Genomic DNA, 19,839 nt, shown 5'->3' with positions numbered 1-19,839 from the left:
CTGTCTACCTGAGATTATCGCACCGGTAACTCAATATTTTCAAACAGCGCATCGATCTCTTCCTGAGTTCTCGCCGCTACTGCTTTATCAACCACATCACGGGTTAAATGCGGTGCGAAGCCTTCAATGAAACTGTACATATAGCTACGCAGGAACGTAGTACGCCGAAAGCCTATTTTCGTCGTGCTGTGAGAGAAAATATGGCTGGCATCCAACGCCACTAAATCAGGATCTTCAATAGGATCTACCGCCATATTAGCCAGAACACCAACCCCCAGCCCTAAACGAACATAGGTTTTAATCACATCCGCATCGGTAGCGGTGAAAACAATTTTGGGTGTTAACCCAGCCCGACTAAAGGCAATATCTAACTCAGAACGCCCGGTAAAGCCAAAGGTATAAGTCACCAGCTGATATTCCGCCAATTCTTTGATACTAACTTGCTTCTTGCTGGCTAATGGATGATCGGACTTCACAACAATCGCGCGATTCCAGTGATAACACGGCAACATCACTAAATCTTCGTAAAGGTGTAGCGCTTCTGTAGCAATGGCAAAATCAGCATTACCTTTTGATACAGCTTCAGCGATTTGAGTTGGCGACCCTTGATGCATATGCAGTGAAACTTTCGGGTAACGTTCAATAAAGGTTTTAATTGATTTTGGTAGCGCATAACGCGCCTGAGTATGGGTAGTGGCAACATACAGAGACCCTTGATCGGGATAAGTATGTTCACCGGCAACCGACTTAATGGCATCTATTTTGGATAACACTTCTCGGGCAATACGTACTACTTCCTGCCCGGCGGGTGTCACTTCAGTTAAATGTTTACCGCTGCGGGTAAAAATCTGGATGCCCAGCTCATCTTCCAGCATTCGAACTTGCTTGCTGATGCCGGGCTGCGAAGTATAAAGGCGCTCGGCTGTAGAAGAAACGTTAAGGTTATGATTCACCACTTCAACAATATAGCGAAGCTGTTGTAATTTCATGCTTTACACCACCACTTAGCAAGTATCTCAATACTGAAAATAAAAAGTTATATTCCATTGTCCAGTCAGTGAAAACATCCCTCTCATCGCACCACTGAAGGTTTATCCGGATACTAAAGGCACTCGCAGAAAATCTGCTCTGTTTTACCTGTCATTAGATAAAAAGAAAAACGCCCTGCTGTTAAATGACACACAGGGCGTTATATATCAAGTAATATTCTACTTAATCAGCAACTTTCATTACTTTTTCGGTGCTTCAGCCCACTTGCCATCGGTATAAAACGCTGACCAACCGGTGGCTTTGCCGTTCTTTTCAGATGCCACATATTGTTGTTTAGTTTTACGACTAAAGCGAACAATTGCTTTGTTACCTTCAGGATCGGCAACCGGTGCATCAGCCAGATAGCTTAGCTTCTCTGGTAAACGATCTTTAAAGCGACGCAGTTCTTCTACCGTTGGTGCTCGTGTTTCACGAGATTTCGGGAAGGTGTTGGCCGCCAGGAATACACCTGCTGCACCGTCACGCAATACAAAATAAGCATCTGACTTTTCGCAAGGCAGTTCCGGTAATGGAACCGGATCTTCTTTCGGCGGTGCAATATCGCCGTTGCGTAAAATTTTACGGGTATTTTTACAATCCGCATTGGTACAGCCCATGTATTTACCAAAACGCCCTACTTTCAGATGCATTTCGGAGCCACATTTCTCACATTCAATTACTGGGCCGTCGTAACCTTTAATGCGGAACTCACCCTCTTCAATCTCATAACCATCACATTCCGGGTTATTACCACAAACGTGAAGTTTACGCTGATTATCGATCAAGTAGCTGTCCATTGCCGTGCCACATTTTTTACAACGATGACGGGCACGCAATGCGTTAGTTTCTGCATCATCCCCTTCAAGCACGTTCAGCACTTCAGATTCAGGGATCAGGTTAATAGTCTGCTTACAGCGCTCTTTCGGCGGTAATGCATAACCAGAACAACCCAAGAACACACCGGTACTGGCGGTACGGATACCCATTTTACGACTACAGGTTGGGCAATCGATAGAGGTCAGCACTACCTGATTTGGGCGCATACCGCCTTCTTCAGGCTCCTGTTCGGCTTTCTCCAGTTGGTTATTAAACTCGCTGAAGAAATTGTTCAGTACCGTTTTCCAGGACGCTTTGTTAGTTGCCACGCTGTCCAGGTCGTTTTCCATACGAGCGGTAAAATCGTAATCCATTAAATCACGGAAGTTCTCTTCAAGACGATCGGTAACGATTTCACCCATTTTTTCCGCATAGAAACGACGGTTTTCCGTATGGACATAGCCCCTGTCCTGAATAGTCGAGATAATCGACGCATAGGTAGATGGGCGACCAATACCGCGTTTTTCCAGCTCTTTAACCAATGAGGCTTCGCTGAAGCGCGCCGGTGGTTTAGTAAAATGTTGTCCCGGCAGTAACTGTTCCAACTTCAGTGCAGTACCTACTGCGATTACCGGTAAGGTTTTATCCTCATCGTTTTTACGTAATGCAGGCAGCACTTTAGTCCAGCCATCAAAACGCAGCGTACGCCCTTTGGCTTTCAGCAGGAAGTCACCAGCTTTGACCGTTAACGTAGTAGAGTCATATTTTGCCGGAGTCATCTGACAAGAGACAAACTGACGCCAAATCAATTGGTACAGACGCTGTGCATCTGATTCCATATCTTTTAATTGTTCAGCCTGAACATTCACATCAGAAGGTCGAATCGCTTCGTGCGCTTCCTGTGAATTCTCTTTACTACTGTACTGATTTGGCTGTTCAGGCAAATATTTATCACCAAAATTGTCGGTAATATAGCCACGAACCATTACCAACGCATCCTGACTCAGGTTGGTTGAGTCAGTACGCATATAAGTGATATGACCAGCTTCATACAAACGCTGAGCCATCATCATCGTTTTCTTCACCCCAAAGCCCAGGCGAGTACTGGCAGCCTGTTGCAGCGTAGAGGTAATAAATGGTGCACTGGGTTTACTGCTGGTTGGTTTGTCTTCGCGCTCCAACACTTCGTAGTGCGCTTTTTCCAGCAGTGCTACCGCTGCGTGGGTTTCATCACGCGTAACCGGCTTGAACGCTTTATCATTAAAATGAGTCACCTGCATTTGCAGAGGAACATCTTTACCATGACTTAAATCAGCATGCAGTTCCCAATACTCTTCGGGAACAAAGGCTTTGATTTCACGTTCACGTTCCACCACCAGACGCACAGCAACTGACTGTACCCGACCAGCTGATAAACCGCGGGCAATCTTTTTCCATAATAACGGAGAGACCATATACCCTACGACGCGATCCATAAAACGACGCGCCTGTTGGGCATTAACCCGATCGATATTCAGTTCGCCCGGCTCTTCAAACGCCTGACGAATCGCATTCTTGGTAATCTCGTTAAACACAACCCGACGATAGCGATTATCGTCACCACCAATCACTTCCCGCAGGTGCCACGCTATAGCTTCCCCTTCGCGGTCAAGGTCGGTTGCGAGATAGATGGTATCGGCTTTTTCAGCTAACGCTTTCAGTTCAGCAACGACTTTTTCTTTACCAGGCAAAATTTCATAATGTGCTGCCCAGTCATGATAGGGATCGATTCCCATTCGGTTAACCAACGCCTGTTTAGCATCCTTTTTTACTTTGGTGCCTTTTGTTGCAGGGCTGCTTTTAGTTACCGAACCACTCGTTGGCAAATCCCGGATATGACCGACGCTGGACTTAACCACGTAGTCATTTCCTAAATATTTATTAATCGTTTTGGCCTTAGCCGGGGACTCCACAATGACGAGCGCTTTACCCATAATATTGTTTACCTAAATTAGTCCTTCTAAATGAAACTCAACATTTCAATTTCAGCAAAATGATGAGAAAGCATGGCTTCTATATTGTAGCGAAAATACAGGATCTCAACCTGCAACGCTAAATTTCGGGTGATATTGATATTACTTACAATCAGTTAACATCACCAAACATCATGCTGACTCTGCCGTTGAAAGCCCATAACTGTACCTGATAAAAAGCGCTACGCAACAAAATTAGCATATTGATACCGTTTTTATCGGTAATAGCCCATCCTGTCAAACCAGAAAAAATACGCTACCGCAACCCATTTAACACGTTGCCCTGACAAGCTCGGGTGTCTAAAATAGCCCATCCGTAAAAATTGAATGGAGGTATTTATGCTTAACCAAACATCACCTATTTCCCGTCAGGCATTACTGACTGAAGCGAATGATATTATTCGCAACCATGAGGATTTTCTTCACGGAATGGAAGCCACAGATGTAGAACAAAAAGGCGATGTACTGGTTTTTCGGGGAGAGTTTTTCCTGGATGACGATGGACTACCTACCCCTAAAACCACTGCCGTTTTTAATATGTTTAAACATCTGGCACATGTGTTATCCAACAAATACCATCTGCAAGATTAATCCTGTTCTTTTACCAGCAACTCAGCAAATGGGTTGCTGGTTAACCTGGCATCTGTGACATATCCATATACACTAATTCCCAAACATGCCCGTCCGGATCGATAAAACTATGCCCATACATAAATCCATGATCCTTGGGCTGGCGATAGGTACTTCCACCTGCGCTAATCGCCTTTGCAACCTGACTATCTACCGCTTCCCGACTCTCACAAGAGAGACAAATCAGCACTTCATTAGCTTCATGACTATTACAAATAGCTTTAGGAGCAAAATCACTAAAACGCGCCTGTGTCAGTAACATCACATAAATAGAATCACTGACAATCATGCAGGTCGCATTCTCATCAGTAAATTGAGGATTAAAACTAAACCCTAACTGAGTAAAGAATTGAACGGAACGAGGCAAATCCTGAACGGCTAAATTGATATAAATTTGCTGAGTCATAACACCACCTCCACGAATCCAGTCTGTTCAGTGTAGTTGGTTTATAACGGTTGTGGCGGCAAACGTCCTTAACGTCTTTCAAAATTAGCCTTCGCTAATGTCTATACAGGCTAGCGCCTGCCCTTCGGGGCAACGCAAGCGTTGTCCGTTGGAGTTGTAGCAGCGTTAGCTGCCCCTGGAGAATTTAGGCTCAACACACCCCGAAGCTAAGTACAAATCGTCTTCCGGCCGAGCACCATAATGATATGAGCACAATGTCATTACGGCCGGAATATCCTCAAAATCCAATTAATACACTGAAAAATAACAACTACACTAACGGCTTCTGTCCCCGCTGCCACCATCTTAACAACAAGCGGTCAGCACCTTCAGCAACACTACCCGTCAGACGATCTATCAACTTTTTACGTTGAGCATAGGTAACACCAATCACATCGCGATCTTTCATTTGAGCAATAACCAAGTCATCACTGGTGCCAATATCGTCGATTAAACCCTTCTCTTTTGCCTGAATACCAAACCAGTGCTCTCCCGTGGCAACCTGATCGATATCCAACGATGGACGTTGTTCACGCACAAAGTCTTTAAACAGTTGATGTGTTTCATTCAACTCTTCGCGGAATTTTTCACGTCCCTGTTCGGTATTTTCACCAAATAACGTCAGAGTGCGTTTAAATTCCCCGGCAGTATGTAGCTCCACATCAATATCATTCTTCTTCAGTAAACGATGGAAGTTTGGCAACTGCGCAACAACACCAATAGAACCAATTACCGCAAAAGGCGCAGCAACAATATGGTCAGCCACACAGGCCATCATATAGCCACCGCTGGCAGCAACCTTGTCCACCGCCGCCGTCAGTCGAATACCGGCTTTACGTAAACGATCCAACTGTGATGCGGCCAAACCATAACCGTGTACCATTCCACCAGGACTTTCCAGCTTCAACAGCACTTCATCACCCGGCTTAGCTACCGCCAGAATCGCAGACACCTCTTCTCTTAAAGACTCAACTTCATGGGCATCAATACTACCTTTAAACGACAACACATACAGGCATGGCTTCAGCGTTTCCTTTTCACCATTTTTGGCCGCCAGCTTCGCTTTTTTGGCCTCAGCTTTATCCTTTTTCTTTTGTTCCTTATGCCACAACTTCTGTTCCACCGGTTGCAAACGAGCAAACTGCATATCTTCCTGCATATTGCGATACTGTTCGCCTAAATCAACCAGCGTTAACTCTCCGCGACGCCCGGACTTACGTTGAGTTATGCTCACAACAACTAATGCCGCCGCTGCTACCACCACCACAAAAGTCACAATTTTTGCCAAAAAAAGACCGTACTGAGAAATCCACTCCACAGACATATTCCTATATAGTTGAACCAAACTCGCAATGAACTAACATGATGAACAATAACTCATTAAGTATAGCTATTTACTTTTACTACTCATGCAAAAGTTTGTTTAAACGCTACAATTCTATATTCGCTATACCGTGTCACTTAGTTCGTGATGCCGACAAATATACCGTAAGGAGAGACTATGCACTACCAGCCACCGTCCAATTTACTCAACAATAAAATTATCATGATAACCGGAGCCAGTGACGGTATTGGTAAAGAAGCGGCGCTAACCTATGCACGCTATGGCGCTCAGTTACTCTTACTTGGTCGTAGCGAAGCTAAACTGAAACAAGTGCAGCAAGATATTGCCGTTCAGGGTAGCCATCCTGTGCTGATTTTTCCTTTTGATTTACTAACGGCAAAAACCAGCGACTATCAGGCTCTGGCAGAGGACATAGCCAATAAAATTGAACATCTGGATGGGTTATTACACAGTGCTGGCCTGCTGGGGGAAATCGCCCCGATTAGCACTCAGGATCCAGAACTTTGGCACCAGGTTATGCAGGTAAACGTCAATGCCGGGTTTATGCTTACACAGGCATTATTACCGCTATTGCTCAAATCCTCTAAAGCGTCACTGGTCTTCAGCAGCTCTGGCGTAGGCCGTAAAGGTCGCCGTGGATGGGGAGCTTACTCGGTATCGAAATTTGCTACCGAAGGGCTAATGCAGGTACTGGCGGACGAATATCAGGGGACTTCACTGCGGGTTAACTGCATTAATCCGGGAGGAACTCGTACCAGTATGAGAGCTTCGGCTTTCCCACAAGAAGATCCCGGCCTGCTGAAAACCCCCGCTGATATTATGCCAACCTACCTGTACGTCATGGGAGACGACAGCAGCAATGAATCTGGCGTCAGCTTTGATGCTCAACCGAATCGGATTCCCGGTGCAGCAAAATAGTTTAGCTCACAAGCTTTAAATGCAAAAAAGCCGCCTGTAAGGCGGCTTTTTAATCACATCAATGCGATATTTATTTAGTCATCAGTTTTTGCAGGCAGCCAATGAACAGATTTGCAGCGGTTTCCAGCTGTTTCTCGTCAAAGTCAAACTCTGCCTGATGATGGCCTGCTTTCAGATCCGCACCCACAATAAAGTACAGTGACTTACCACCATGACGCTGAACGCGTTTAGCCAGTACGGTCGCATCTTCACTACCACCAAAGATACGCTCTGGTACTACGGTCAGCTCAGGGTTTTGCTGCACAACGCTGGTTAACAGGTCAACCAGCTCTTTATCGTTTTGCAGATCAACCGCTTCACCCATGACTTCGCTTTCTAAACGTAAGTCAAAGCTATGAGCCGCACCGGCAGCCATACGCTCTACCTGCTCAGCCATGTAGGTGTTAATGGACTCATCTTCACCACGTACTTCAACCTGAAGCTCACCATAAGCTGGAACAACGTTACGACCTTCACCGGCACGGATAACGCCCACGTTAATACGGGACATACCTTTACCATGGCGGGAAATACCTAACATTTGAGTTGCTGCATGACAGGCACCTGCCAGCGCATTACGACCTAAATGAGGCTCTGCACCGGCATGAGCTGGTGCACCGTAGAAACGGAAGTCATACTTGGTAGTGCAAAGGAAGCTATTTGGATTAACGACGATCTCACCAGTTTTAGCAATAAAACCGAGGTGCATACCCAGGAAGTAATCAGCATCGTCTACGATACCGCTTTCCGCCATTGGTCTTGCACCACGAACGCCCTCTTCAGCCGGTTGGAAGAGTAGTTTCACTTTACCGCTCAGTGAACTGCCATTCTCAACTAACCATTTGGCAATACCTAAACCGATGGACATGTGGCCATCATGGCCACATGCGTGCATCAGACCAGCGCTTTTCGATGAAAAGCCCTCTTTATTAGGAACGTGCTCACCCGCAGCACACTCCTGCACGTTAACGCAGTCAATATCAAAACGCAGAGCAACTGTCGGACCAGGTTTACCACTGTCAAATGTTGCCATACAGCCGGTTAATTCATCCATTTCAGCTAACAGTGCTTCGTCAACACCTCTTTCTCTGGCCAGCTCCAGTCCACGTGTTACTACGTCAGCTTTACGACCACGAACAAACTCACGATTAATTACCTTTGGACCAGCGATAACTTCCAGCCCCATCTTACGTAATTCAGTAATTAAACGCGCTGTAGTAGTAAATTCGGACCAACCGATTTCAGGAAAACGGTGAAGTTCACGACGCCATGTTACTAATTGGTTTAAATCAATAGTCGACATTACTCTTCCTTCCTTATTATCTGATAGTTACTGCATAACGATTTACAACATAAACAGAGCCACGAAACATACGGCGATAAGCATACCAGGAGCGGTACGTTTGATTAGCTCAACCGGGTTTGCTGCTGCTAAACCAGCACAAACAATAGTTACACCGGCAATTGGTGACATAGTACGGCCTAATGCACCAGCGATAGCGGCCGCCATACCCAGATCAGGAATGGTATATCCCAAATCGGCTGCATGACGGGTAACGGTTTCGTTAAAGGCTAATGCCGCAGCATCACCAGAACCGGTAATGATACCCATCAGGAATGGACCAATAGTACCGCCCCAGCGAGCCAGTTCAGGATGGTGAGTCAAGAAGAAAATGAAGCTGTCGATTAAGCCAGATACTTTCAGACCTGCAGCAAACACTGCGGCTGCAATGATGATACCCAGAACGTCACCGTACGCATTTCCCATACCGCTGAAGAACTGTTTGGTCATTGCAGTTGGGCTACAACGAGTAATAACCAACGCATAGATAGCACCGATAACCATCGCTGATGGAACGGTCATTTTAACCGCGCCAAACCAGTCGGTTAAACCGGCAATCAACAGCAGTACTAATGGAACAAATGGAGCGGTAGCATACAGGTAGTTAGCTTTTGGCTTCTCTTTAACTTCAGCACCTTGTGCTGCGCCTTCAGCCAACTCAATGCGGAACTCTTTACGAACCAGTGCCACAACTGACAGAGAAACGGCACCAATAACACCTACAGCAATGCTGATTGGCGCATGGTGTTTAATCAGATCGATAACTTCCATCTTGGTGAAACCTTCGGTACCAACCATAACTTCGTTATACAGGTTAGATACAAAGGCGTTATGCGACATACCCGGACTTAAGAAAGAACCGATGGTACCACTCAGTACCGCAGCTCCGGCAATGGCCGGATGGATACGAGCACCGATCAGTAATGGGATTAACGTTGCCCCTACCGCTGCCGCACATCCGGCTGCTGAAGGAATAGCAATGTTGATAAAATAGGTTACCACCACCGTCATTGGGATCAGGAAGAAACCCATACGGCTCATCATACCGGTTAGTGTACGTACCAGGTGTGTATCACACTCGGTGTACTTCATCACGTAAGCAAAACCCATACTCGCACAGATTGCCTGTATCAGGCTGCCTGAGGTCATACGTTCACTGAATGCATCCAGACCCGCCATTGGTGTCAGTGCTAACAGACACATTACCAAGCCGGAGCCAATTAGCACCATCCGCGTTTCATACTGTTTTATCAGTAAATAAATAGTAATTGCGACAACCACCAGGGAAATTATTTGTAGCATATTATACTCACCATCTGCTTTATTAAAATTGCAATCGCTTGATTGCTTCCACACTTAATTACAAATATATCAGAACTATAATTACCTAAGACTTGGTACAAATAAACTATAATCTCAAAATTCTATTTCCGCACTACTGCACTATAGCAACTGACCCGTTGATATCGTTGATGGATGTCAAAAAAAAAGAAATTGAATAACTAAAAAGAGTATGTGTATCAAAGATGTAAATGATTACCTTATTTTGAATAATGTAAGCGTGGTTATCATTTATTATTAACCATCTGTAATTTAATATTAAAAATATAAATATCGCCTGATTATGTCTTGATTGAAGGCTACAACATGTCTATAACATTTGATTTTTTACTATCCGGAAATAGCCACCATGATGGGATTGTGTACAATTTTACAGCATTATTGATTTTGATTTTTGCCAACGAATTAACAGAAGCGAAGTGAAACCTGCAATAACCATTATGTTATCAGGGTTTATTCTATTATCAGGAATCATTATTAATACTATTCAAATTACAAATAAATGGCATAACATTCGTAATTAAAAGAATTAGTTAATCATACCGTTACTTAACTGATCCGACACTATTATCACACACTTTTAATAATAAGTACGGTAACGCTATGCGCTTCGACCAAGGCTATCTTTTGCAATCACCTGAAAATCATTAAAACTTTTACTATTTAGTAGTCTTTTAGTCGCCTTTTCTCGCACAAAGGTGACAAATAAATCATAAATTGCCATCGCTTCCTCATACTCAGCCTTGCTGATTGCCAGCAGAAATATCACATTCGCGGTCTCTTTCTTATCTTTGTTCCACTCAATACCATTGGGTGCCAGTATAGTAACGACCACGGTTTTATTAGCCAGCAGACCCAGCGAGTGTGGTAAGGCAATCCCCTCACCCAATAGCGTTGAAACAATAGATTCCCGTTCAACTAATGAAGGATAAAACTCCTTGGTAATATACCCATCAGCCTCAAGCTTTTTACACACACGCTTAAACAAGGCTTCCTGAGTCATTTTACCTTTAACAATCATAAAGTGTCGTTCATCAAAGAAACGCTCAAGAATATAAGGCTTGGTTCGATCTATCATGGCCAGTCGCCCTACCTGTTCCAACTGATATGGCGTTGGAAATGGGGCTATTTTCACAATCGGTTTATCTTTTTCCGTTAGCCTGACGGTGGTGATAACAAAATCCTCATCCACTGACACCAGTCCTTCGTACTCTTGCAGGTCGATGACCCGACTTAACTTAAGCTGAGGGAACTCCCGTACGATTTTAGCTTCAATCATTCTGACGGTAGAATTACCAGAATCCGTCACCACTAAAGCGTGAGGATGGCGGGTATATCCCACACTGTAATTCCGTTCCAGGCCAACACCAATATGTACCGCTAAATATCCCAGTTCATCTTCACTGATAGGATAAGGCAGTTTATGTTCAACATTAGCCATTGCACTCAGCGTAACGTCATAGGCGAAGGGATAATATTGTTTAATATCTGACAGCAGCGGGTTTTTGCTATTAATTTGATAGCGTACACGAGTCAACATTGCCGCCAGATGAGTCGAGAGATCGGTTTTTAGCTTGGTATCATTACGTAAATCGTAATTATAAGAGTCATTGATATAGCTAAGGATATAATCCACTAACTCATCACTGTTACTTTCACTCTCTGGTTCCGCCGAAGCGACGTTATTAGGAATACGCCGGGCAGAGATCTGTACACTCAGATACTCCTCTTCAGCAAATGAAACATCATTTCCCAGAAAATAGACGAAACCTTTAGAGATTTCACTGGCGGTGCTTCTAATCACGCCATCAATACCGTCAGCGTCATAGCTAACAATTTCATGACCGCGAGTAATACGTAAAATAGAGACAGCACAGTTAATAATCAGATACTGACGCCCTTCATTAGTCAGGCGAATATCAAAGCGATTAACGCTGTTTTGCAGCACTTTTTCAATATAGGTTAGATCGATATTGGCCAGAATTTCTTGCTTAAAGTTATTCAGCGAGCGTTCGTTTTCCATAGAAAACTGATGCCATAAAATATCGGTAATACAGGCGCGAATAGCCGACTCGCCCCCCGCCAGTTTAATCCCCTGGCGAGGTACGGTATCCAGCGTTAACTGATATTTACTTAACTGTTCCCTTACCGACGTCATATCATGTTGTAGCGTTCCCCGACTGACAAACCATTCTTCGGCGATGTCATCCAGCTTAATCGGTAAAGACGCCATCAAAAACTTCAATAGCAACGCATCTACCCGCTCTTTTGCCGTGCGCGGGATGCTTTTCACCTGATATTTCTGCATCGGTAATGCGGCAAAAGCCTGTGGGTCATCCACTTTCAGACGATAACCTAATCCTCTTTCATAAGTTACGCTTGCGCCATAACTGGCCAGAACATCATTTAAAACCGCTACATCAGTACGAATCGTTCGTGTTGATACATCAAAACGTTTAGCCAGCTCCTCTTGTGGCAGGGTTTCAGACTGAATGGCATCAAATAGATAAGCAAGTCGCTGATAGGGAAATAACGTCACGAATAGGCCTTTTGCTTAGAATAAAAATAAAACCAATAACTAGCCTTTCTGAATAAGAAGCTTCAAGGTAGCAAAGACTAAAAAGTTAATCGTCAGGAGAGACGGGCGTGGGGGTCGACTTGGCGTAAGCCAACGACAAACAGGCAAAGCCTGTTTGAACAGCGCTTGCGCTGACCCCTAAGGGTGAAACACCGCAAGGTGTTTCATAACTGCCCGTAGCCCGGCTAGGCCCGACGCGCTCAAAAGCTAAGTACGAAGGTTTTTAATCTTTTCCGGCCGGGCATGAACTTTAAATAAGCACAATGCATTTACGGCCGGAATATTCTCTACTGCTGATTAAAGTAACTTTTTAGTACTCTGAAGCTTTTCTGTACAGAAAGGCTTCTATCATACAAAGATTACAATCTTAACCAACAAGCTTCTTCACCATCGCCAGTAATGTTTTCACATCTTCCGGGCGGGTGTTGCCAGTTTCAGAATCGATGATGGAACTATAAATGTGTGGGATAATTTTTTCCACACCGGCGTCCAGAGCGATTCGCATAATTTCTTCAAAGTTTTCTAAATCAATTCCACCCGTTGGTTCCAGATAGAAGTGACTTTCAGCACAGGCTTTAGCGACGTAAGCAAACTCATCTTTATAAGTCAGGCCACGCATATTGAAGAATTTAATTGAACTGGCACCCATATCTTTCAGCATGGCAATCGCGGTTTCAACCGGTACGATTGCATCAGGGAAAGTAGAACTTAATGGGCCGGTAGAAATCTTAACCCAACCCACTTTACCCGTTGGTGAAACCAGCGCGTTCACGACGGTTTCATTTTGGCCCAGTAGTGCACGGCTGACTGGTGCGCCGGTAAATACCTGATTGACGTGTTGTGGTTGAATAACTTTTGAAATCTGAGAAACCATGTCTGACTGGTTAGGATCACCTGCTCCCAGGCCAACAGAAACAGCATTTTCGATATCATTGGCATACTTAGTCATATCTTCAATGGCGCTGGCCAAATCAGGATAGTTTTTTGACAGTACGCCAACCACCACATGCTTTTCTGCTGCTGCATACACTTCACGGGCATTTTCTCTGGAACCCGCCAGGACGTTAAGACAAACACGATCTTTATAATAATTAGGACTTAATTTCATTACTTATGCTCCGGTAACCAATTTACGAATAGAAGAAGAAATAACATCTAACTGCGGCGCGGATACGCTACGCACATCAGCCTCAACTTTGCCTTCATTCGCTTTGTATTCGCGGAAATAAATGGCGGTATCGCCCTGCTTTAACAGTTTCATTATTTCGAATGTATTCTTGCCAATGGCTTTCTCATCAAAGGAGATTTCCGTTCTGGCGATATCGCGTCCGGCGGCGTCCCAGACCACTCTGGCAGAGATGCCTGGAATCGCATTCAGGTCATTAATAAACGGTGTCATTTTTTCCACCATTTCCTGACCGGTCTCTTTTTTCGCAGTCAGATAGAGTTCAATTGCCAGCGTCAGACCAAGAATACCTTCTTTACCTACTTTCATTGCACGGCCGATACCGCTGCTTTGCTGCTTAACCCACTCAACATATTGCTTTTTACCAATCACCAGACCGCTGGTTGGCCCTTCAATCGCTTTAGCACCACTGTAGATAACTAAGTCCGCGCCCATATTGTAATAAGCGGTCAGTTCTTCTTCCGCTGCAGCGTCAACGATTAAAGGTAAGTTATGTTTTTTAGCTACCGCTGCGGCATCAGTCACCGTTAGCATACTTTTCTGTACCGTATGGTGAGATTTGATATACAAAATAGCAGCAGTTTGCGGCGTAATTTTCGCTTCAACCTGAGCTGCACTGCACTCATTGGCAAAACCAGCTTCGATTACTTTACCGCCGCCCAGCGAAATCATAGTATCAACCGGCGCACCAAAGTTTACGTTGTGCCCTTTAGGAACAATGATTTCACGAGGAACAACCTTATCGGAGCTGTGCAGGTTTAACAGCAGATCGCTGTCATCTTTCACAATCACCGCGGCAACAGACTGAGCAATACCAGCAGAAGCACAGGACACCACTACGGCATTTTCAACACCCAGCAGTTTGGCAATATATTCGCCGGTCTTATTGACCAGATCTTTAATTTCAAAATACTGGTTCAGCCCGTAAGAAACCACATCAACCACTTCGGGTTTAGGGGTAGAAACACCTAATGCGGTCATTCTGCCTGAAGCATTAATCACATTCTTTAAGTGATACTTCTCATAAATTGATTGCATATTCTGACTCACCTTCTTTAGTTGCAATACTTTCCCCCGCAACAATCGCCGCGATAGGAATAAATTTTTGAGTGCCGATTCTTACCTGACCTTCTGCATCAGAAAGTTCGATTCGCTCATCTTTAATATCGAAAATCGTCACATCACCGTCATAGCCAACGTCCAGATGCCCTTTTCCTTTCAGATGAAGCAAATCTGCGGCTTTAACCGTGACGCAATCAAGAACCTGTTTCAAACTAAAACCCATGCACAGGAATTTAGTCATTACTGCCGCCAGGCTATATACCGGGCCATTAATACGGTTTTTGTGATAGATATCTGAACTGATAATGTCAGGATAGGTACCAATTCTCATGGCCTGTTCGGCAACAGAAAAACTAAAACTCTCACCACCGTGCCCTACATCGAGGATCACACCGCGCGCTAACGCACGTTGAATAGCCGGTTTAAGGTTACCATCCTGATCGAGGATGCGGTTTGGCTTGCCGTTAAAGCAATGGGTGATAATGTCACCTTTGGTCAGTAAATCTGCAATTTCATCCAGATTAGGCGGGTTATTACCGATATGTACCATCAGTGGTAAACCGCTCTCTTTTTGCATCTCTTTAGCGCGAATCAACGGCAGAATGCCGTTCTCACCGACCACGCTCTTACTCATTCGGGCTTTGATACCCACAACGAAATCAGGATGGCGTTTAATCGCCTTCTGTAAGCTTTCGTCGTCAATTTTGCTCATATCTGAGAGTTCGTTTTGAGCAATGATGCCAATTCTGGCAATGTTCAAAAACGAATAAACATTGGTCTTCGCCTTTTGCACCAGAGAATAGAAATGGTCGACATCATCAGCACCAACGCTGCCTGCATCGATCATGGTAGTAACACCACAGGCAGCACCGGCTAAATCCGGCTCATCAAAATAGATGGGGGAAGCCGGATAACAATGGGTGTGAGCATCAATCCAGCCAGCACTGATATAGTATTTTCCGTCGAGATCGATCTGTTTCTTTGCCGTCAGCCCGTTACCCACTGACGCACCAATTTCACGGATTTTCCCCTCATTAATGACCACGTCCACCACGTCGCCATTAATAAGTTTTGCCTGCTTAATGATTAAATCGTTCATGATATCTGCTCACTTATTAAAACTATGACTTATGCTGCTACCAGCGGGAAGAAATAACCGAACACCATGGCGCCCAGAATCGCACCACCCGCAACCGGTTTTTTCCATACATAGAAGATCAGCGCACCAATCAAAGAACCAATACCGATTGGAATAGATGCAGCCATGGCAGCAAGGATAATCAAAGGGCCAAGGAAACGACCGGAGGTGTTACCTGCACCCATCATCACGTCTGCACCAAAGGTAGAGTTACCTTGTCCTACGGTAAATTTACGCGCCAGAATAATCAGTAAACCTACCATTACCCCTAACACCATGCCGGTAACCAGCGAAGCGTAGAAGTTAGTCACCAGGAAGTCGAAACCACCGGCCAGTAACAGTGCCGGAACCCCCAGACCTAAACCCGTCTGAATCGCACCACCGATATCCAGAATACCGACCAGAGAGCCTTCGATAATCCGCGCAAACAGGAAGCTGGCACCAAAGGCCGCAACTGCCCCATAAACCCCGGTATCAATACCTGAACGTAACATGGCAACGAATGCCACTTCGTTAAAAGCACCAAAGCCGTGTACCACGTACATATGTGTACCGGCGAATACACCGGCAGACAACAATCCTACAAACAGAGGGAATGTCCACTCTGCGTACCAAAAATCACTTTTCAATTCTGTATTCATCATCAAGTCCTGGTAATTACATTTACTGTCGTTGATTTATATGATGACCGAGAGAGCCGGTTCCTCATTGCCACACACCGAGGAGCTCATTCGACTTAATTATTTACCGCTTAATACGTTATGGACGTGCTGTAACCAGTCTGGTACACCTAAGGCGAAAGACTGCAGCAACTTAACGTCGAAGCCACGGAAGAAACCACTCAGGACGAACAGCAGAATCACTGCGATCATCATAGTACGAGTAATTTTGTTCCAGCCGTTGTCATCAACGCCTTTACCAATCAGGATACCAAGCACTAAACCAGGAATAGCGTTACCCATGATTAACTGAGCACAACCACCAAACAGGGTTGCCCAGAAACCAGAACGACGACCCGCATCCATGGCAGCCAGCCAGAAAATAACTGGCATCACGGTATTAACCAGCAGGTTAGCCGCAGGAACCAGTACGTTAGTCGCAGTGGTTTGCAAAGATGCAGGAACCGCAGAAGCCGTAGTATTCAGGAAGGCAACCACCAGCGCACCGATAATCCCACAGGCAATCGCCATTTTTCTTGGGTTATGCAGTGTTTCAGTCACGTTGCGGTTTTTGATCATCAGTGCAGCAGCACCCCAGTTAGGAATGATGCGGTGGTCAACGTCTTGAGTAAACGCACCCGCGGCAACAGATGATGCCCAGGCGTTAAAGAAGAAACCTAAACCAAAAGAGAAGTGAGAAGCTGGATCCCCTTCACAGGAGTTCAGCTCGCCCAGGGTACGGAATGCACCCATTCCTTGAACCGTTGGAGCATGGAACATACGAGCAGCGCCGGCACCCAGGCCGAAACCGCAGAGACCACCGATAATCAGGGACTTTATCAGTATCTCAAAAACAGAAACAGTGGTATTTGCATCCATTTGTTTTTCCTCTAAAACATTTCTGCCGGTCGTTAAACCGGCTCGAAATGTATCTCTTGAACATTCAGCAAGGTCACATCTAAAGCTACATCTAAAACAACAGAGTAGAATTCACGTTTACGCGGCAGAAAGAAAAACAGGAACTTCTCGTTACTCACTTTCACCGTGGCGTTAACGATTTCTACATCTTGAGGTTCGATACGCAAAATGATGTTGGTGCTCTCTTTCAGAACCGTACGTTGTACGGAGTTCAATGCATCAGCGATGGCTTTTTGTTTAGTGTCGCCCTTACCGCTGACGCGAACCGATGTTTTAAGATGCTCTTTCATTATGCGTTGCCGTATTTTTTATTAAATGCTTTAACTAAACGCTCACCCAGCTCTTCTTTATCCATAAAACCAAAGCCCAGTACGGTGCAACCATCAGCAATAGCGGTTTCACCCTCTTCCACAGAACGCATACCGTGACGCACTTTGTAGCCATATTTGTTTTGAGCAGTAATAGCACCGGCACCACCGCTTCCGCAGAAAGAGATTCCGATATCGCCCTGCTCTGCATTCATCACATCGCCCAGTTTCATATCTGCGGCTACGCCAGGAATAACGATGGCTTTACCACCGGCAGCTTCAACACCAGCGGCAACTTTTTGTCCTTTACCTAAACGGTCACCAATCACGACTACGATTTGTTTCATGTGTTCTATCTCCAATAGGATTAAGCGTTTGAACGCGCAATTTCAAAATGAACCGACAGCAGATAAGCTTCTTCAATCGGTAAGCCCGGCAGCGCGTTTACTGCGCGCTCGGCCAATGCCATTGACTCTGCAGAAATCTCATCAAACAGGGATTTATCTACTTCCGGCAGGGGTTCACCCGTTTTAGCCCTCAGGACCATTGCCTTGACGTGTGACTCCAGCATTTGCTGCTGAACGTCGGTGGTGTAAGCCCCTTCCTGTTTTAACCAATCATCAATCACCGTCAGAAGTTCACTGGTAACGACTTCGGGTTCCAGATTGTCTTCCACCATGTTGAAACGAATATGACTCTCACTCATGCAACTTTATCTCTAATATTCAAACTCATTAATTATGGACGAATATCGGAATTTTGCCGCTAAACCATCTATGAAAGCAGACACTCTCAGCACGGCACTCCAAAATCAGTAATTTATACAAAATAAAAAACTACTGTTACTGACCGGGTTCATTGTTACTTCCGATGTCAGCACACTACACATTTTATTTATTGGTTAGGAGACTGACTTTTTCCGGTTCAAAGTGGAAATAAAGTGGAAATGGACAATAAGATTGAACATAAAGTGGAAATAAGTGGCAATACAACATGAAGGCGTTGTAACAATATCCATAGATAAAAAGAGGGTTTGATTTTTATAAATAACAAGTTGAAATATAATAATAAATAGATAGTTTATCAGATAAAAAAATAGCGCCCTGAAAGGCGCTATTCTCATCAATACTGGTTATTAACGCTTCGGTTGAGCGCTTCTTCTACCACTATTTCTGGAAGCTGGTCTTTGGCTATGTTTCTTCACCGCACGGCGAATTTGATTTGCTTTTGTGCGACGACGGTCACGTTCCACTGGCAGCTTACTTTGAGTTTCTGGCGGTAAACCAACCATTTCACGCAGGTAATTTGTTGCGTTCAGATCGAGTTCAGTCCAACCACCGCGTGGCAGCCCTTTTGGCAAGCCCAACGCACCGTAACGAATACGAATCAGGCGACTCACCTGAACATCTACCGCTTCCCACAAGCGACGAACTTCACGGTTACGTCCTTCTGTCAGCGTGACGTTATACCACTGGTTCATTCCCTCACCACCCTGGAAGCTGATAGTGCGGAATGCGGCCATGCCGTCTTCCAGCTGTACGCCTTTTCTTAACTGTTTGATTTTCTCTTCATCAACCTGACCGAACACGCGCACTGCGTATTCACGTTCAACTTCACGGCTTGGGTGCATTAAACGGTTTGCCAGTTCGCCATCGGTAGTAAACAGCAGCAGGCCTGAAGTATTGACGTCCAGACGCCCTACAGCAACCCAACGGGAACCGCGCATTTTAGGCAGGCGGTCAAATACGGTTGGACGGCCTTCCGGATCTTTACGGGTACAGAGTTCCCCTTCCGGTTTGTAATAGGCCAACACACGACAGACGGTCTCTTCGGGTTCACGTAGTGCAACCACATGACCATCGATACGCACTCGGATTGATGCACTGACTTCAATGCGATCGCCCAAAGTGGCAATTTTGCCGTCAACGCTGATTCGGCCAGCCTGTATCATCGCTTCGATTTCGCGACGAGAACCGTGACCAGAGTTAGCCAGAACTTTTTGTAACTTTTCGCTCATTGAGCAACCTCGTTTGTCGCCTTCACAGGCGTCATAATAGTGATAAATCGGTCGTA

The 19,839-nt window shown here is 45.1% G+C and carries 18 protein-coding genes; 2 read left to right on the top strand and 16 right to left on the bottom strand.

What is annotated here, in order from left to right:
* Window positions 1-14: 14 nt before the first annotated feature.
* Together cysB and topA are read right to left on the bottom strand one after the other, a co-directional pair.
* Window positions 15-989: an HTH-type transcriptional regulator CysB gene (cysB, locus tag I2494_RS00260; protein WP_218465941.1), complete on the bottom strand. Its 975-nt coding sequence runs from the start codon at window positions 987-989 to the stop codon at window positions 15-17.
* A 240-nt stretch (window positions 990-1,229) separates the two neighbouring features.
* Entirely contained in the window at window positions 1,230-3,818 is a 2,589-nt protein-coding gene (gene topA / locus I2494_RS00255) for a type I DNA topoisomerase (protein WP_218465942.1), read from the bottom strand.
* A 378-nt stretch (window positions 3,819-4,196) separates the two neighbouring features.
* Here topA and I2494_RS00250 point away from each other — a divergent pair, with 378 nt between their 5' ends.
* The gene (locus I2494_RS00250) at window positions 4,197-4,448 is read left to right on the top strand and encodes a YciN family protein (RefSeq protein ID WP_218465943.1); all 252 of its coding nucleotides are present in this window, start codon (window positions 4,197-4,199) and stop codon (window positions 4,446-4,448) included.
* A gap of 40 nt (window positions 4,449-4,488) precedes the next feature.
* On the opposite strand, the gene I2494_RS00245 is transcribed toward I2494_RS00250, so the two are convergent.
* Both I2494_RS00245 and sohB read right to left on the bottom strand, forming a co-directional pair.
* Entirely contained in the window at window positions 4,489-4,893 is a 405-nt protein-coding gene (locus I2494_RS00245; RefSeq protein ID WP_218465944.1) for a VOC family protein, read from the bottom strand.
* 310 nt (window positions 4,894-5,203) lie between these two features.
* A complete protein-coding gene (gene sohB / locus I2494_RS00240; RefSeq protein WP_218465945.1) occupies window positions 5,204-6,250 on the bottom strand; it encodes a protease SohB in 1,047 nt (348 codons plus the stop codon).
* Window positions 6,251-6,433: 183 nt separating this feature from the next.
* Here sohB and I2494_RS00235 point away from each other — a divergent pair, with 183 nt between their 5' ends.
* Window positions 6,434-7,195: a YciK family oxidoreductase gene (locus I2494_RS00235; RefSeq protein ID WP_218465946.1), complete on the top strand. Its 762-nt coding sequence runs from the start codon at window positions 6,434-6,436 to the stop codon at window positions 7,193-7,195.
* Between the two features lie 70 nt (window positions 7,196-7,265).
* On the opposite strand, the gene I2494_RS00230 is transcribed toward I2494_RS00235, so the two are convergent.
* The 12 genes from I2494_RS00230 to rluB all read right to left on the bottom strand — a co-directional run bounded on the left by I2494_RS00230 (window position 7,266) and on the right by rluB (window position 19,783).
* Window positions 7,266-8,537, bottom strand: a complete 1,272-nt coding sequence (locus tag I2494_RS00230) for an amidohydrolase (protein WP_130591129.1) — start codon at window positions 8,535-8,537, stop codon at window positions 7,266-7,268.
* A gap of 42 nt (window positions 8,538-8,579) precedes the next feature.
* Window positions 8,580-9,878, bottom strand: a complete 1,299-nt coding sequence (gene dcuC / locus I2494_RS00225) for a C4-dicarboxylate transporter DcuC (RefSeq protein ID WP_218465947.1) — start codon at window positions 9,876-9,878, stop codon at window positions 8,580-8,582.
* A 640-nt stretch (window positions 9,879-10,518) separates the two neighbouring features.
* Window positions 10,519-12,456 carry a BglG family transcription antiterminator gene (locus tag I2494_RS00220; protein ID WP_218465948.1) on the bottom strand — a complete coding sequence of 646 codons (1,938 nt, stop codon included), beginning with the start codon at window positions 12,454-12,456 and terminating at the stop codon, window positions 10,519-10,521.
* Window positions 12,457-12,862: 406 nt separating this feature from the next.
* Window positions 12,863-13,603, bottom strand: coding sequence for a 2-dehydro-3-deoxy-phosphogluconate aldolase (gene dagF, locus I2494_RS00215; protein WP_218465949.1), 741 nt, complete (start codon window positions 13,601-13,603; stop codon window positions 12,863-12,865).
* 3 nt (window positions 13,604-13,606) lie between these two features.
* A complete protein-coding gene (locus tag I2494_RS00210) occupies window positions 13,607-14,719 on the bottom strand; it encodes a DgaE family pyridoxal phosphate-dependent ammonia lyase (protein ID WP_218465950.1) in 1,113 nt (370 codons plus the stop codon).
* Window positions 14,703-15,842 carry an amidohydrolase/deacetylase family metallohydrolase gene (locus I2494_RS00205; RefSeq protein WP_218465951.1) on the bottom strand — a complete coding sequence of 380 codons (1,140 nt, stop codon included), beginning with the start codon at window positions 15,840-15,842 and terminating at the stop codon, window positions 14,703-14,705. The genes I2494_RS00210 and I2494_RS00205 overlap by 17 nt, the downstream gene beginning before the upstream one ends.
* Before the next feature lie 29 nt (window positions 15,843-15,871).
* Window positions 15,872-16,522: a DUF4310 family protein gene (locus I2494_RS00200; protein WP_130593627.1), complete on the bottom strand. Its 651-nt coding sequence runs from the start codon at window positions 16,520-16,522 to the stop codon at window positions 15,872-15,874.
* A gap of 99 nt (window positions 16,523-16,621) precedes the next feature.
* A complete protein-coding gene (locus I2494_RS00195) occupies window positions 16,622-17,419 on the bottom strand; it encodes a DUF4311 domain-containing protein (RefSeq protein ID WP_130591123.1) in 798 nt (265 codons plus the stop codon).
* Between the two features lie 32 nt (window positions 17,420-17,451).
* Window positions 17,452-17,748 (bottom strand): DUF4312 family protein, encoded by a 297-nt coding sequence (locus I2494_RS00190; RefSeq protein WP_130591122.1) that lies wholly within the window; start codon window positions 17,746-17,748, stop codon window positions 17,452-17,454.
* Window positions 17,748-18,113 carry an SFCGS family glycine-rich protein gene (locus tag I2494_RS00185; RefSeq protein ID WP_130591121.1) on the bottom strand — a complete coding sequence of 122 codons (366 nt, stop codon included), beginning with the start codon at window positions 18,111-18,113 and terminating at the stop codon, window positions 17,748-17,750. The genes I2494_RS00190 and I2494_RS00185 overlap by 1 nt, the downstream gene beginning before the upstream one ends.
* Window positions 18,114-18,133: 20 nt before the next feature.
* On the bottom strand, window positions 18,134-18,472 hold the full coding sequence (locus tag I2494_RS00180) for a transcriptional antiterminator (RefSeq protein ID WP_218465952.1): 339 nt from the start codon (window positions 18,470-18,472) through the stop codon (window positions 18,134-18,136).
* 429 nt (window positions 18,473-18,901) lie between these two features.
* Entirely contained in the window at window positions 18,902-19,783 is an 882-nt protein-coding gene (gene rluB, locus I2494_RS00175) for a 23S rRNA pseudouridine(2605) synthase RluB (RefSeq protein ID WP_218465953.1), read from the bottom strand.
* Window positions 19,784-19,839 lie beyond the last annotated feature (56 nt).

Source organism: Limnobaculum allomyrinae, assembly GCF_016649425.1.
Classification (GTDB): Bacteria; Pseudomonadota; Gammaproteobacteria; order Enterobacterales; family Enterobacteriaceae; genus Limnobaculum; species Limnobaculum allomyrinae.
Note: the sequence above shows the minus strand (reverse complement) of the source record. Positions and strands in the feature narration are given on the sequence as shown.

Coding starts and splice junctions, on each gene's coding strand:
- cysB (WP_218465941.1), bottom strand. CDS start 989: ATGAAATTACAACAGCTTCGCTATATTGTTGAAGTGGTGAATCATAAC.
- topA (WP_218465942.1), bottom strand. CDS start 3,818: ATGGGTAAAGCGCTCGTCATTGTGGAGTCCCCGGCTAAGGCCAAAACG.
- I2494_RS00250 (WP_218465943.1), top strand. CDS start 4,197: ATGCTTAACCAAACATCACCTATTTCCCGTCAGGCATTACTGACTGAA.
- I2494_RS00245 (WP_218465944.1), bottom strand. CDS start 4,893: ATGACTCAGCAAATTTATATCAATTTAGCCGTTCAGGATTTGCCTCGT.
- I2494_RS00235 (WP_218465946.1), top strand. CDS start 6,434: ATGCACTACCAGCCACCGTCCAATTTACTCAACAATAAAATTATCATG.
- I2494_RS00230 (WP_130591129.1), bottom strand. CDS start 8,537: ATGTCGACTATTGATTTAAACCAATTAGTAACATGGCGTCGTGAACTT.
- dcuC (WP_218465947.1), bottom strand. CDS start 9,878: ATGCTACAAATAATTTCCCTGGTGGTTGTCGCAATTACTATTTATTTA.
- dagF (WP_218465949.1), bottom strand. CDS start 13,603: ATGAAATTAAGTCCTAATTATTATAAAGATCGTGTTTGTCTTAACGTC.
- I2494_RS00210 (WP_218465950.1), bottom strand. CDS start 14,719: ATGCAATCAATTTATGAGAAGTATCACTTAAAGAATGTGATTAATGCT.
- I2494_RS00205 (WP_218465951.1), bottom strand. CDS start 15,842: ATGAACGATTTAATCATTAAGCAGGCAAAACTTATTAATGGCGACGTG.
- I2494_RS00200 (WP_130593627.1), bottom strand. CDS start 16,522: ATGAATACAGAATTGAAAAGTGATTTTTGGTACGCAGAGTGGACATTC.
- I2494_RS00195 (WP_130591123.1), bottom strand. CDS start 17,419: ATGGATGCAAATACCACTGTTTCTGTTTTTGAGATACTGATAAAGTCC.
- I2494_RS00190 (WP_130591122.1), bottom strand. CDS start 17,748: ATGAAAGAGCATCTTAAAACATCGGTTCGCGTCAGCGGTAAGGGCGAC.
- I2494_RS00185 (WP_130591121.1), bottom strand. CDS start 18,113: ATGAAACAAATCGTAGTCGTGATTGGTGACCGTTTAGGTAAAGGACAA.
- I2494_RS00180 (WP_218465952.1), bottom strand. CDS start 18,472: ATGAGTGAGAGTCATATTCGTTTCAACATGGTGGAAGACAATCTGGAA.
- rluB (WP_218465953.1), bottom strand. CDS start 19,783: ATGAGCGAAAAGTTACAAAAAGTTCTGGCTAACTCTGGTCACGGTTCT.